Raw genomic sequence first — 12,928 nt, 5'->3', positions numbered from 1 at the left:
CTGATGAAATATTTAGCTAGTCACCTTAACCAAAAAAGGCACACCAAACGGTGTGCCTGTATAAATCGATATACAAATTAATTGGGGGTTATCTTGCAAGAGTTCACAGTGACTAACTAAGGTTAGGTTAACGAGTTAAGCCTTTGCCTGTTTAGCGTGTTGTTCAACAACTTCCGAAGATTGAGTCGATTTCTCGTGAAGCCATAGGCCCGTTGCTTTCATCAAGTATCCAAATACACCACCAAGCAGTAAAGATGGCACTACAAGTTGCCAATCGCCACCTGCAGCAAACGTCGCACAGCAACCAATGAAGGTGCCTGGGATATAACCTAGCCACGCTTGTTTCGCTTGAATACACATAAAGAAAGCCACAATAGCCGTAATCATGTAGCCTAAAATCTCCAACCCTGCGAAGGTCGAGCTTTCGATAATCACCATTGCCCAGAATACGCCAGTCATGTTGGTCAATAGGCTACCTGCTAGTCCTTTAACGCCGCCTGTTGGCGAAGCAAAGTAACTGGTGCAACCTAAGAAACCTGCCCATGACAATAAGCCGAAAGAGATAGCTATCCATCCCCATAGACCTGACAAAATACCTGTTGTTAATGAAATCGCGACTAATGTACTCATACTATTTCTAAAGCCTAATTACGTAATTGAACGCAACCGGATTTAGCCTCACTTAAAATCAAGTAAGCATACTATGGGAAGATTGCCCTTATTTAGCCGATCACGATCACATTAATAATGTATACGAACATGCATTTATCACCATATAGAGACAAAAATCGCTTATTCAACACAATTAGTTATTAGTATTTTATCAAATCTACCTTACAGAACCGATGGCTTGCCTTTCATCATGCGCTTACCTTCACGCTTTATACATTCAGCAAGTGGGTTCTCTGCCATGTCAGCACGCCAAATAAAGGACAAGGTTCTTTCCATTTCAAGCTCAGGAACATTCAACGTCACCAGTTGACCTGACTCAACAAACTGTTCGACATCTAGATAAGGTAAACACGTTAAATATGGGCCGTTTGCAACCAAACTTCTTAAAACAGGAATGTGTTCATACTCTCGCCAAACATCGAGATCGCCAATTAAATGGTGAATAGAGCTATCAAAAACTTTGCGAGTACCCGAACCATGTTCGCGTAATACCCACTTTGCTTGTTCTAATTGTGCCAAGCTGACTCGTTCACGCTTCGCAAACGGATGATGAGCCGATGCAACCACCGTTAAATGGTCAGTACACCACACTTCTTGGTGAACTCGGTTGTCATCACAACGACCTTCGATAACGCCTAAGTCATATTGATAATCTAATACACCATCAATGACTGCGTCGGTACTTTGCACGCCGAGCGAGATTCGCATCTCAGGAAAGTCGTTATCAATAATACTGATGAGATCCGGAACGAGGTGTTCCGCTGGAGTTTGGCTAGCACCTAATTTGAGTTCACCACTCAACAAATGCTGCTCGTAAAAACCCATCTCAATTTGCTGCGCATCTTGCAGTAAACGCTTCGCTTTTGGTCTTAACCACATGCCCCAATGAGTCAGGGCCATTTGCTTGCCCTGCCTTTCAAACAAAGGCCTGCCGAGCATTTTTTCCAACTGTGCAAGAGACATACTTGTCGCCGACTGAGTCAACGCCAATTTGTCTGCTGCCTGACTAACGCTCCCGGAGTCTGCTACTGCATCAAATACCGCGAGTTGCTTTAATGAATAACGCAAAATTCATCCTTAATGCTTTTAATTATTTGTGTCCTGATGCTCGTTTTTTATAAAGCCGATGAGCAATCAATTTCATTCTACGCTTAACCAAATCTATATCAATAAATTTGATGTGGTTTCTAAAAATTATCAATTTTACCTCTACCCCTCAACGCCCTAATCTGAAATGGCAGGACACAACGAGCCCTGCAAAACATTACTGATTAACCAAGTCATTAACACTAGGAATTACACATGACGGATTGTTCAAGGGGGGGATATGGCAACCAGCACTTCTGAAAATCATCAACTGTTCTCACCAACAGAAATGATGGCGGAAGCAGAGAAGTTTGCATTAAGTAAAGCAAATAAAACCAGCAGCATGACATTGAGTTTGGCAATCATGGCTGGTGCATTCATCGGGCTTGCTTTTCTATTCTACATCACGGTAACCACGGGCAGCGCTGATGCTGGATGGGGGTTGAGTCGCTTAGCCGGCGGTCTTGCCTTCAGTATGGGTTTGATCTTGATAGTCATTTGCGGTGGTGAGCTATTTACCAGCTCAGTGTTATCAAGCATCTCATGGGCTAACAAGCAAATCACCTTCACGAAGATGCTGTCTATCTGGGGCAAGGTGTATGTCGGCAACTTTATCGGTGCCATGTTCCTATTGGCTTTGGTAAGCGCAGCAGGCTTATATCAACTGGATGGCGGGCAATGGGGCTTAAACGCTCTAAACATTGCTCAACACAAGCTGCACCACAGCCCAGTTCAAGCGTTTGCTTTGGGTGTGCTCTGTAACTTGTTGGTGTGTTTAGCGATTTGGTTAACGTTCAGCTCTGCTAACGCAATGACCAAAGCAATGATGACCGTGTTACCCGTTGCAATGTTCGTAAGCTCAGGCTTTGAACACTGTGTGGCGAATATGTTCATGGTTCCGCTAGGCATCACGATTCAAGCATTCGCACCAGAAAGCTTCTGGATGCAAATCGGCGCAACACCAGCCCAGTATGCAGACCTAAACGTCATGCAATTTGTCACCGCAAACTTAATACCAGTGACAATCGGCAACATCGTAGGTGGTTCAGTATTGGTCGGCTTAGCTAACTGGAGCATCTACCGTCGCCCACAACTTAAAGCAGCAAAAATTACCGCTATTACACAAACAACAGAAATTACGTCAGTTAAGGAAATTACTATGAACACAGCAACTACTATCAAGCAAATCATGAACACTCAACCAATTACACTGAGCGTAGAAATGCCAACATCAGTCGCGATTGATACACTTTTAGACGCGCAACTTGTTAGCGCTCCTGTTTGCGATGTTGAAGGTCGTCTAGTGGGTATCTTCTCTGTTCATGACGTAATGGTTGACCTTTGGTGCCAAGATTACATCCCAACTAAAGGCCAAAAAGTTGTAGACCTAATGAGCCGTGACGTTGTGGCAATCGATGCAAACGACAAGCTAGTGGACGTTGCTGAGTTCCTATGCATCGACAAAGAGCAACTGTACCCGACGACAAGCATGGGCTTCGCTACTCGCCTGACATCTCTTTCTCTAGAAGAGCGTGCAAAAGCGATGAAAGTAAGCCAACCACATATGCTTCCAGTGTTAGAAAACGGCGTAATGGTGGGTGTGTTGACTCGCATTGAAGTGATGCAAGCACTACGTCCAATCTACGGTGACCGACTAAACGTGGTTCCACAAGCTGAACTAGAAACGGCTTAACTAATCTTAAGTTCAACTATTAGGGATTAGTAGTTCAATTAGATAACTCAGTCATGGCAACGTTGACTGGCTAGAGGTAAACGGTGGCTTTTAACGTACTAAACGGTTTGACACAAAACAGACCTAAACGCGTTGCCATTAATCTCAATAAAAAAGGCGCAAAGTGAAAACTTTGCGCCTTTCTCTATTTCTAAATACTGACCTATTTAGTATCGACCAAACTTTTGATGTTTCTAAAAAATATTGATACCTGTCAGAGAGCTAGATTACTTCTTTACGCCTTCAACGTGTAGATCCATATCTACATAGCTTGAAGCGCCCATTACTGGAATGTTGAAGTCAGCAAGTTCTAGACGAGTTGTACCAACGAAACCTGCACGCTCACCGCCCCATGGGTCTTGACCAGCACCGATGAATTCAGCTTCGATAACGATAGGCTTAGTTACACCGTGAAGTTTCAGGTCACCCATAACTTCAAGTTTGCCGTCACCTTTATCAACCACTTTTGTGCTGTTGAATGTCGCATCAGAGAACTTACCAGCATCGATGAAATCGCCGCTACGGATATGCTTATCACGCTCTGCGTGGTTTGAATCAAGGCTTGTAGTATCAACCGTTACGTTTACTGTAGACGCTTCAACGTTGCTTTCATCAAATGAAAAGTCACCTGAGAATGTGTTAAAACGACCTTGGATAAAGCTGTAACCTAGGTGGCTAACTTTAAAGTTAACTGAAGCATGCGCACCTTTTGTATCAATCACGTAATCAGCGGCGTTCGCAGCGAAAGGCATTGCCATTGCAAATGCTAATCCTGTAGCGATAATTGACTTTTTCATTTTGAAGCTCCTATCATTTTTCGTAGCGTATCGTCTTTGTCGATAACGTGGTGTTTAATCGCCGCTAAGGCGTGTACTGATGCCATGATGATCAGTACCCATGCAGCATAGTAGTGAATCGTTCCTGCGAGATCAGATTGGTTTGCAAACAGTTCACCCATACTTGGTACAGTGAACCAATTGAATACGTCGATCCCGCGGCCATCTGATGTTGAAATCAAATAACCTGAAATAAACAAAACCGCTAAGTTAATGTACATAAAGCCGTGAGCGATCTTCGCTGCTGCAACTTCATAGCTTTTACCTTCCACTTTAGGTGACACGGTAACTAGCTTCCAAACCAATCGAATAACGGTGACAGCAGCCAAAAGAATGCCTACCGAACGGTGGTAGTCTGGTGCTGTTTTGTACCACTCGCTGTAGTATGAAAGATCAACCATCCACAGGCCTACACCAAACAAACCAAATATCGCGAGTGCTGAAATCCAATGCATCGCTCTAGCTAAAGGGTTGTAATTTCTAACGTTGTTGTCCATGCATCTCTTCCGAATGTTAACGAGTCGTGTAGTTTTGAAAATCGTACCCTACACTAAGTTTGTGTAACATATTATTTACCAAGCTTTACATTAGTTACATCATTTCAAATTAAACGAGTTATTCGAAATTTTTGAACAAGTTGCTTTATTGATAAATTTCTTTGTCTAACAAGCGCTTGTTGGGTTTAAATCTCAACAATTTGTTCGATCTCGTAGAGCTCATCTGAGATGTCTAACATCTTACGTTCCATCACTTTTTGAGCGTCTTCTATCCCCTTGTTGTAATACACTGCGCCAAATTTTTTGCTGATGAAATCGACCAAGAACTCCGTGTCGAACTGACCAAGCTCCACATCGAGTTCATCTTGCAGGTACTTTTGGAGCGTATGAGTAAGCTCAGACTTTTGTTTCGAATCTAATTGAATGGTCATGAATGTTTCCAAATAAAGAGTAGGTAGATCAATCGTGATTCGCTAACTAAACTATAATTTCGTTAGCTCACTGTAACTTTGCTAATCAGTTGAAGTTTTCTAACTAGCTATAATTCCTCATAATTTAGTTTACAGACCAGTAGAGTGCCAGTGCTATCCATAAATTCGCTCAGTTATGGCTAATTTTGATAGAGGGATCAAGAACTCGCACTTTGACGATAGGTAATGGCACCGCAATTACCGTACTATTGCCCATCAATAAGATAGTAACCGTGTATAAGGGACTTCATTGTTATTAGATCTAGTGATTAAAAGCGTTAATCAGTTTCAAGACGATTGCCTAAAGCTCTGTGAACGCCACTACCCTACGGTGCACAATCAAGGGATCAGTGAGCACCATATAGGAAAGGCATTTGCTCGCAGAATGGAGCACACCTTCGTTAGCTTTAATCATGCAAGCAACATCAGCCCACTTGAAATGCTTTCTTCTGGCGAAACGCCTCGACACTTCCGAATATCTTCCGAAATTGGTACCGTTTGGATGATCAGTCATCATATGGTGAGCGCCGGGAAAACCTGTCGTAGAAAGTTAATGTTGGACATCCATAATTGGCAACAAGAGTATGGATTTTCCATTCAACCCAATGACGTTTTGATCATTGTCTCCGACCATTGGATTAGCCGAAGTAAAAACAGTGGCGAATTATTGCATTGGTGGATGGGTGAACTCCCAGACGAGATCACGGAATATAGTCAACAAGGTATCACGCTAAGAGAGAGTGATTCTCAATTCGCTACTGACTTAAATAATAATTTTAAAATCAGCCCTTGCTTCATTAAATTTGGACACCCTTTAAAGCGGTCAGGAAATCAACAACTGGTTCGTAAATACCTGCAACTTTACGCAGTACTTCAATGGCAGTAAGAATACGGGTCAACTTTTTTAATCAGTCTTGAAAGTAAATAGTTAGACCTCCATCCCAATATTTTATAAAACCTAACTCAAGCCCTACCCAATAATCAATCAAAGTTTATCTTCGATAAAATAATAACTTATCAGCTCATCGTTCATATTTTGAGAAGTAGATATCATTTATATGCAAACAGAGTTGTTTGTTAATAATGTAACTTTGACATTCCCCCATAACCTGAGGCTTTATCCTTACTTTCACCTGGTGTATTGGCGTTGAAAGCTTATATTGATTGGTGTTGATATGAGATAGATTACTCAGAGATTAAATTCACAATAGTCATTGTTAATGGTGAATGATAAGTAATTTTAATGACTAATATCAATTATCATGCTGTTTTTTCGTTAATTATATTTATTTAAATATTGGCTCTACAAATGAGTTTTTATTAATTGACAATTTACTTACACCTGTCAATATTGTGACAGCCGCGACATGTACGTCCGCCATTGAATAAGCCCTCTTTACTAGCGACTATGATTTTATCAGACAGAAGTGAATTTATTAGCTGTATATCCGTAGATGCTGATATGCAGTTTATTGCGAAATACCAAGACCTGACGCTTAGAAGCGTCTACCAACCTATATTCGACTCTTCTATGACTCAAATAGGTGTTGAGGCTTTGGTGCGCATTTCAAATAACAAAGGTGATATTGTTCGTCCTGATCACTTCTTCCATTCCGACGAAACCTCAAGCACAGACAAAATCAATGTCGAGAGGCTGAGTCGAGCGATTCATATCCGTAACTTCGCACAATCGACAATCCGTCATTTACACCTATTTTTGAACGTTCTTCCAAACGTTGGGGAGTTGTTTGCTGCAGAAAAGGTCAGCGATAGCTTGTTAGCTAAACGCCTTCTCGAGCTTAACCTTTCATGCGAACAGATAGTGATGGAGTTGGTAGAGTTGAATGCAGAAAGTGAAGAGCGTTTGAAAGATGCCGCCCTTTCGCTTGCGGAGAATGGCTTTCAAATAGCGGTCGATGATTTTGGCACACAAGCATCAACCGAACAGCGCGTTCGTCACATTAACCCTCATATCATCAAGATAGACCGCTCGGTTATGTTGGACTTTGAACAAGGCGACACTCGAGAAATGGAGTTAGTACTTGATCTTGCAAACCAAATTGGCGCAAAGACTGTGATTGAAGGCATAGAAACCCAACAACAACTCGAAGCGATGCAGAGCTTAGGCTTCAATATGTATCAAGGCTACCACTTGGCCATGCCAAAGCCGATTGAGTTGGACATACGCTTAGCAATCTAAAGCCTCCCCTCAACTTACTTAAAGCCGCTTGCCCATTGGGTAGCGGCTTTTTTAATGCTTATCTATTCGTACCCTCTTGCCACTTTCACTTGTTTACACATTTCAGGAAGGGACAATACGTATAAAAAAGCCCAGTCGAATTTGACTGGGCTGGCTTAAAAGAATCTGTTTTATATCAATCCCTAATAACCCGCAGTGGACGGTTTGATTCTATATAGAATAGCGAACATCACTGGTACTACTATTAGCGTTAGTACGGTAGCAAAGCCTAAGCCTGCCATGATGGTAATCGCCATCGAGCCGAAAAATGCATCGAATACCAAGGGAATCATGCCCAAGATAGTTGTTAGTGCTGCCATAGATACCGGTCGCACACGACTGATCGCGCTGTCGACAACCGCTAAATATGCGTCTTTACCTGTTTGTAGCTCACTGTTGATCTGGTCAAGCAGTACGATACCGTTCTTCAAAATCATGCCACTTAGACTCAATAGTCCTAAGAACGCTGTGAAGCTGAATGGCATATTAGTACCTAACAGACCAATCGAAACACCGATGATAGAGAGTGGCACCGTAAACCAAATTACAAGTGGCTTACGTACCGAGTTAAACAGAAGCATAGTGATGATAAACATCAGCAAGTAACCCATTGGCAGTGAACCAAATAGAGATTCTTGTGCATCTTTAGAACTCTCGTATTCACCGCCCCAACTAATGTTGTAACCTGCTGGTAAATCGAGTGCTTCAACCTTTGGTTTTACGCGAGCAAACAAGCTAGCTGGTGTTTCATCACCCAATACATCGTGATCAGCCAGAACCGTTAACGTACGCTTTCTGTCACGACGTTGAATCAGTGGCTCAGACCATTGAAGCTCAACCCCATCGATCACTTGTTCTACAGGAATGTAGGTTTGCAGTGATGGGCTCCAGATCTTCACATTGTTTAGTGATTCAAAGTCAAAACGCTCTTCTTCAGGCAGGCGTGCCACGATAGGTAACATGTGCGTACCATCGCGCAGTAAGCCGATGTTGTAACCACCAAACGCCATCTGTAGTGTCTCAGACAGATCTGTCTTTGAAATGCCAAGGCGACGTGCTTTTGATTCGTTAAACAGTGGCACGAGCTCTTTGGTGCGTTCACGCCAGTCGTGACGTACATTTCGAGAGCCAGGGTCCGCCAACAGGATATCTTCTACCTCAACCGCAATGCTGCGAAGAATCTGCGGGTCTGCACCGCTAATACGAGCTTCGATTTTTGAAGCTGGCGACGGGCCAAACTCAATCAGTTTAAATTGGAACGTAGGTTGTTCAAATTTATTGGCCAAGTCCTTGTCTAGCCCTTCTAGGACTTTAAACATGGTGTCTCGGTCAGTCGTTCGTACCTGCAGTTGACTGTACGCTTCGTAACTTTTCTCGGGTTGGTATGTCAGCGCAAAACGTTGCATGCCCTGTCCAACCGTTGTTGTCACGAACTCTACATCGTCTTGCTGGCGAATGTAGCTTTCAACTTTTTCTGTCTGCTTGATCGTTTCACGAACATCGGTGCCTTCTGGCATCCACATGTCTACGTAAAACATTGGCGTATTTGACGGTGGAAAGAACTGCTGCTTCACCATACCAAAACCGACGACAGAAACTGCTAATAGCGCGACCATACTAACTACAGTAAGCCATCTAAATCGAAGTGCTACTTTCAGACACGCACCGAATACTACAAACAGGATGCCTTTGTATGGGTCTTCGTTCTCATCAACCTTGTCTTCTTCTTTAAGCAACATCTCGGCAAGGAATGGCGTTAGTGTTAGTGCTGTTACCCAACTCAAAAACAGTGAGAAACACAGTACCCAGAACAGCGAACCCATGAATTCACCTGTCGCATCTTTCGACAAACCAATCGGTGCAAACGCTGTGATAGCGATAATGGTCGCACCTAACAGTGGCCATTGTGTTTGCTTCACGATGTCTTTCGCAGCTTGAAGCTTGGTTTTGCCTTTCTTCAAGCCAACCAAAATACCTTCAACGACAACAATCGCGTTATCCACCAGCATACCTAGCGCAATGATCAAAGCACCAAGCGAGATACGGTGCAGTTCAACATCGTTGTAGTCCATCAAGATGAACGTACCGAACACCGTCAGTAGCAATACTAAACCGATGATCAAACCACTGCGTAAGCCCATCGCGAACAGAAGTACGATGATAACAATTGCCACCGCTTCCACTAGGCTGATCAAGAAATCAGCAACGGACTTGTCCACTTCTTGTGCTTGGTTGTAAAAGTAATTCAACTCAACACCAGCTGGCTTAATGCTTTCTAAGCGATCAAGTTCTGCATCAAGCGCATTACCGATTTCCACCACGTTTACGCCCGATGAGAACGCAATGCCAAGGTTGATTGCTGGTTTGCCATTGTAAGTTAATACGTTACCTGGCTTTTCTTGGATTCCGCGAGTGACCTCAGCGACATCTTTTAAGCGAATTAGGTTACCCGTATCTCGGCCATGAATGATTAAGTTTTCTAACTCTTCAACCGTGCTCAGCGTGCCGTTAGGTTTGATGGTTAGGCTTTGGCCATTGAGCATTACCTCGCCTGCTGATACCACACTGTTTTGTTGTGCTAACAATGATGTCACTGTCGACATGTCTAGGTTTAACGCAGCTAAACGCTCAAGTGACATCTCAACGAACAATTGCTCTTGTTGGTCGCCTGCGATACTTACCTTGCCTACGCCTTCAACCAGTTCGATTTCACGTGTGAGATAATCAGCATACTGTTTGAGCTCGACGTAATCGTAGCCATCCCCAGTAAGCATAATCATCACACCAAACACATCACCAAAATCATCGATGATCTGGACAGAGTTAACACCACTAGGCAGCGTTGGCTGTAGGTCGTTGATCTTACGACGCATTTCATCCCAGATTTGAGGTAGCTCATCCGGGCCATAGTCCATCTTCATGCTCACCATAATTTGAGACATGCCATTCGACGAGGTTGAGGTAATCTTGTCGATATAAGGCAGCTGTCGTATCTCCTTTTCAAGTGGATACGTCAACTCCTCTTCAACTTCCATTGACGTTGCGCCAGGGTAAGTTGAAATAATCATTGCATCTTTAATGGTAAAAGCTGGGTCTTCTAAACGGGATAGGTTGCCAAAAGACGACACACCGCCAATGGCTAAAATGACTAGAAACAGCCAGCTGATTACTTTGTTTTTTATTGAATATTCTGCGATGTTCATTCTGCTTTTCCTGACAATTGGATTCCGTCACGGAGTTTTCTTAGATTCGAGTTTACGAGTCGATCACCTTGCTCAACGCCATGAGCGATTAATGCGCCTTGGCCACTGATCTTGTCGACTTCTACTTCGCTTTTGAATGCTTGTCCGTCTTCCATTTTCCACACATAGAATTGATTCGCTTCAGAGCCAGCTTCTAGTGTTGTCATTGGTAACTGGTAGCCTTGAACATCGCTCAAGCCCGCTTTCGCCATATCTACATTGACCGTAACGCTCGTGCCCGGCAGAATTTCACTTTCAGGCTGCTGCATCTGCATCCAAAATTCGTAGGTACGGGATTGTGGGTGCAGTTCACTGGTGTGTTCAAGATACGTCAGTGGATATTGGCCTGTGTGACCGCCAAAGTTCGCCTCAGGACGATAGCTATTTGAACGCATGTCTGGGCTAATTGATGCCAAGATCGAATCTGATACTTGAATTCGCACATACACTTTGTCGTTCTGGTACACACTCAGTAGTGTTTCTCCAGGCGTCGTATTTTCGAATCGTTGCTTATCGACAGTTGAGACTGTTCCGGAGAATGGCGCAAGAAGCTCTGTGTAACTTAGCTTGCGTTTTGCCGCCGCCAAATTCGCCGATGCGAGCTTGTAGTTAGCCGTCAGTTGGTCGTGTTCTGATTGCGATAACATTTCGCTGCCAAACATCTCAGTACCACGGGCCAACTGTTTGCTCGCCAGTTTGAATTGAGATTGAGCATCAGTCAGATCTTGGACGTACGTTGCATTATCTAAGGTGGCTAATAACTGCCCTTTTTCGACGTTATCGCCCGCTTCGACTAGTACTTGTTGAATCTCGCCTGCTAGCTTAAATGCCAAGGGAGTCAATTCGGCGGGCATCACCTGTCCATTAAAACTTCTGAACTGATTAGTCAGCGGTGCGCCAACTTCAAAGGTAGAAACCAACAAAGGCGGTTGTTCACGGTGTACAACTTCATTGTTACAGGCTTGAAGTAACAGAGCCGACGCGACAACAACTGATAATTTTGAAAGGTTCATTAAATACCGCCCTCACGAAGCCAAGCTTTTACTTGTTGTCCGTCTGATAACACATCCACACCCGCTTCAACGATAAGGTCGCCAGACGACAATCCGTCGATAACCTTGCCTTGCTCATCTAGAAGGACTTGTACTTTAGAAATCAGTTGAGAGTCAGGGTTATAACGCCATAGTTCACCATGGCCTGCGTCTTTGTTTAACCAAGCTGAATCCACAATACCAATGCCGTAGTCAGATTTACTTTTCTGGACTTCAACTTGCGCTGTCATACCAGAAAGTAGATTGATGCCTTCTGGCTTTTCGATAGACACAACCGCTTGGTAGCTGTTGGTGTCTTCATCTGGTTGCGTTGAGATTTCTTTAAAGCGAGTCGGGATACGAATGCCGCGGTGGCTGTCCATCACAACCCACATGTTTGAGCTCGTTAGGTCTTGAATAGAACGGTCTTCAAGCTTTGATACTGGAATTGAAAACGTCACATCCATTTCACTGTGATTCAAGATATTCAGTACAGGCTGCTTTTCTGCGATCAATTGATATTGCTTTCCAAACACCATCGATACCACGCCATCGAATGGAGCAACTAAGGTGGTGTAGCCAAGGTTTGTTTTTGCTTGGTCCAACTCAACTTCAGCGGCAGTAAAGGTGTTCACGGCTTGGTCGTAGTAATCGGTACTGACCAGTTTTTTCGCATATAACTCAGAAGCTTGTTTGTATTGACTGTTCGCCAGATCAAATTTAGCTTGGGCTGCGTCAACGGCAATACGGTAATCCGTCGCGTCTAATACAGCTAACACCTGACCTTTCTTCACTTCTTGTCCCATACGAACATCGAAGGTTTCTATATCACCACCCACTTGAAAAGAAAGTGCCGCACGGTCAGTTGCATCAACCTTTGCAATGAAGCTATCAAGATCGATATCAGTCTGTTGCGGGATTTCGAAAAGCTTGACTGGCTTGATTACCTGCTCATTTTCCTCTGACTGAACTTTGTCACATCCAGTTAGAGAGCCTGCGAGCAACAGTGCTGCAATCACAGCTCCCATGCGCTTGCTCGATATGGCATTGATAGACAAATTGGACTGCATGATGCCTCTCCATTTAATTATTATGATTTATTACACAGGTGGGCAGTATATTT

At 43.6% G+C, this 12,928-nt stretch carries 11 protein-coding genes; 3 read left to right on the top strand and 8 right to left on the bottom strand.

Annotated features, from left to right (window positions below):
* Positions 1–135: 135 nt before the first annotated feature.
* Both OCV20_RS18890 and OCV20_RS18885 read right to left on the bottom strand, forming a co-directional pair.
* Positions 136–630 carry a DUF1097 domain-containing protein gene (locus OCV20_RS18890; RefSeq protein WP_017059817.1) on the bottom strand — a complete coding sequence of 165 codons (495 nt, stop codon included), beginning with the start codon at positions 628–630 and terminating at the stop codon, positions 136–138.
* 204 nt (positions 631–834) lie between these two features.
* A complete protein-coding gene (locus tag OCV20_RS18885) occupies positions 835–1,740 on the bottom strand; it encodes a LysR substrate-binding domain-containing protein (RefSeq protein WP_086773862.1) in 906 nt (301 codons plus the stop codon).
* A 259-nt stretch (positions 1,741–1,999) separates the two neighbouring features.
* Between OCV20_RS18885 and focA the strand changes: the two genes are divergently transcribed.
* Complete coding sequence (focA, locus tag OCV20_RS18880) at positions 2,000–3,451, top strand: formate transporter FocA (protein ID WP_086773863.1); 1,452 nt, start codon at positions 2,000–2,002, stop codon at positions 3,449–3,451.
* Positions 3,452–3,717: 266 nt separating this feature from the next.
* Here the strand turns inward: focA and OCV20_RS18875 are convergent, their stop codons facing one another.
* The 3 genes from OCV20_RS18875 to OCV20_RS18865 form a co-directional block, all read right to left on the bottom strand.
* Positions 3,718–4,287: a YceI family protein gene (locus OCV20_RS18875; protein ID WP_017059819.1), complete on the bottom strand. Its 570-nt coding sequence runs from the start codon at positions 4,285–4,287 to the stop codon at positions 3,718–3,720.
* The gene (locus OCV20_RS18870) at positions 4,284–4,823 is read right to left on the bottom strand and encodes a cytochrome b (RefSeq protein WP_050644835.1); all 540 of its coding nucleotides are present in this window, start codon (positions 4,821–4,823) and stop codon (positions 4,284–4,286) included. Before OCV20_RS18870 ends, OCV20_RS18875 begins: the two co-directional genes overlap by 4 nt.
* 185 nt (positions 4,824–5,008) lie before the next feature.
* Positions 5,009–5,254, bottom strand: a complete 246-nt coding sequence (locus tag OCV20_RS18865) for a DUF2164 domain-containing protein (RefSeq protein ID WP_017059821.1) — start codon at positions 5,252–5,254, stop codon at positions 5,009–5,011.
* Positions 5,255–5,543: 289 nt separating this feature from the next.
* On the opposite strand from OCV20_RS18865, the gene OCV20_RS18860 reads away from it, so the two are divergent.
* Together OCV20_RS18860 and OCV20_RS18855 are read left to right on the top strand one after the other, a co-directional pair.
* Positions 5,544–6,179: a hypothetical protein gene (locus OCV20_RS18860; protein ID WP_017069925.1), complete on the top strand. Its 636-nt coding sequence runs from the start codon at positions 5,544–5,546 to the stop codon at positions 6,177–6,179.
* Between the two features lie 576 nt (positions 6,180–6,755).
* The gene (locus tag OCV20_RS18855; RefSeq protein WP_086773864.1) at positions 6,756–7,493 is read left to right on the top strand and encodes an EAL domain-containing protein; all 738 of its coding nucleotides are present in this window, start codon (positions 6,756–6,758) and stop codon (positions 7,491–7,493) included.
* A gap of 182 nt (positions 7,494–7,675) precedes the next feature.
* On the opposite strand, the gene OCV20_RS18850 is transcribed toward OCV20_RS18855, so the two are convergent.
* Genes OCV20_RS18850 through OCV20_RS18840 form a run of 3 tightly spaced genes read right to left on the bottom strand, consistent with a single transcriptional unit; the run spans position 7,676 to position 12,875 of the window.
* Positions 7,676–10,735: an efflux RND transporter permease subunit gene (locus OCV20_RS18850; protein ID WP_086773865.1), complete on the bottom strand. Its 3,060-nt coding sequence runs from the start codon at positions 10,733–10,735 to the stop codon at positions 7,676–7,678.
* Positions 10,732–11,787, bottom strand: coding sequence for an efflux RND transporter periplasmic adaptor subunit (locus OCV20_RS18845; RefSeq protein ID WP_086773866.1), 1,056 nt, complete (start codon positions 11,785–11,787; stop codon positions 10,732–10,734). Before OCV20_RS18845 ends, OCV20_RS18850 begins: the two co-directional genes overlap by 4 nt.
* Positions 11,787–12,875 (bottom strand): efflux RND transporter periplasmic adaptor subunit, encoded by a 1,089-nt coding sequence (locus tag OCV20_RS18840; protein WP_048612522.1) that lies wholly within the window; start codon positions 12,873–12,875, stop codon positions 11,787–11,789. Before OCV20_RS18840 ends, OCV20_RS18845 begins: the two co-directional genes overlap by 1 nt.
* Between the last annotated feature and the right edge of the window lie 53 nt (positions 12,876–12,928).

Origin of the sequence: Vibrio coralliirubri (assembly GCF_024347375.1) — a bacterium.
Classification (GTDB): domain Bacteria; phylum Pseudomonadota; class Gammaproteobacteria; order Enterobacterales; family Vibrionaceae; genus Vibrio; species Vibrio coralliirubri.
The sequence above is the reverse complement of the archived record's forward strand: the minus strand, read 5'-3'. Positions and strand labels throughout refer to the sequence as shown.

What these genes read in the sequence shown, in the direction of transcription:
- OCV20_RS18875 (WP_017059819.1), bottom strand. Translation starts at nt 4,287, where the DNA reads ATGAAAAAGTCAATTATCGCTACAGGATTAGCATTTGCAATGGCAATG.
- OCV20_RS18865 (WP_017059821.1), bottom strand. Translation starts at nt 5,254, where the DNA reads ATGACCATTCAATTAGATTCGAAACAAAAGTCTGAGCTTACTCATACG.
- OCV20_RS18845 (WP_086773866.1), bottom strand. Translation starts at nt 11,787, where the DNA reads ATGAACCTTTCAAAATTATCAGTTGTTGTCGCGTCGGCTCTGTTACTT.
- focA (WP_086773863.1), top strand. Translation starts at nt 2,000, where the DNA reads ATGGCAACCAGCACTTCTGAAAATCATCAACTGTTCTCACCAACAGAA.
- OCV20_RS18855 (WP_086773864.1), top strand. Translation starts at nt 6,756, where the DNA reads ATGCAGTTTATTGCGAAATACCAAGACCTGACGCTTAGAAGCGTCTAC.
- OCV20_RS18840 (WP_048612522.1), bottom strand. Translation starts at nt 12,875, where the DNA reads ATGCAGTCCAATTTGTCTATCAATGCCATATCGAGCAAGCGCATGGGA.
- OCV20_RS18870 (WP_050644835.1), bottom strand. Translation starts at nt 4,823, where the DNA reads ATGGACAACAACGTTAGAAATTACAACCCTTTAGCTAGAGCGATGCAT.
- OCV20_RS18850 (WP_086773865.1), bottom strand. Translation starts at nt 10,735, where the DNA reads ATGAACATCGCAGAATATTCAATAAAAAACAAAGTAATCAGCTGGCTG.
- OCV20_RS18890 (WP_017059817.1), bottom strand. Translation starts at nt 630, where the DNA reads ATGAGTACATTAGTCGCGATTTCATTAACAACAGGTATTTTGTCAGGT.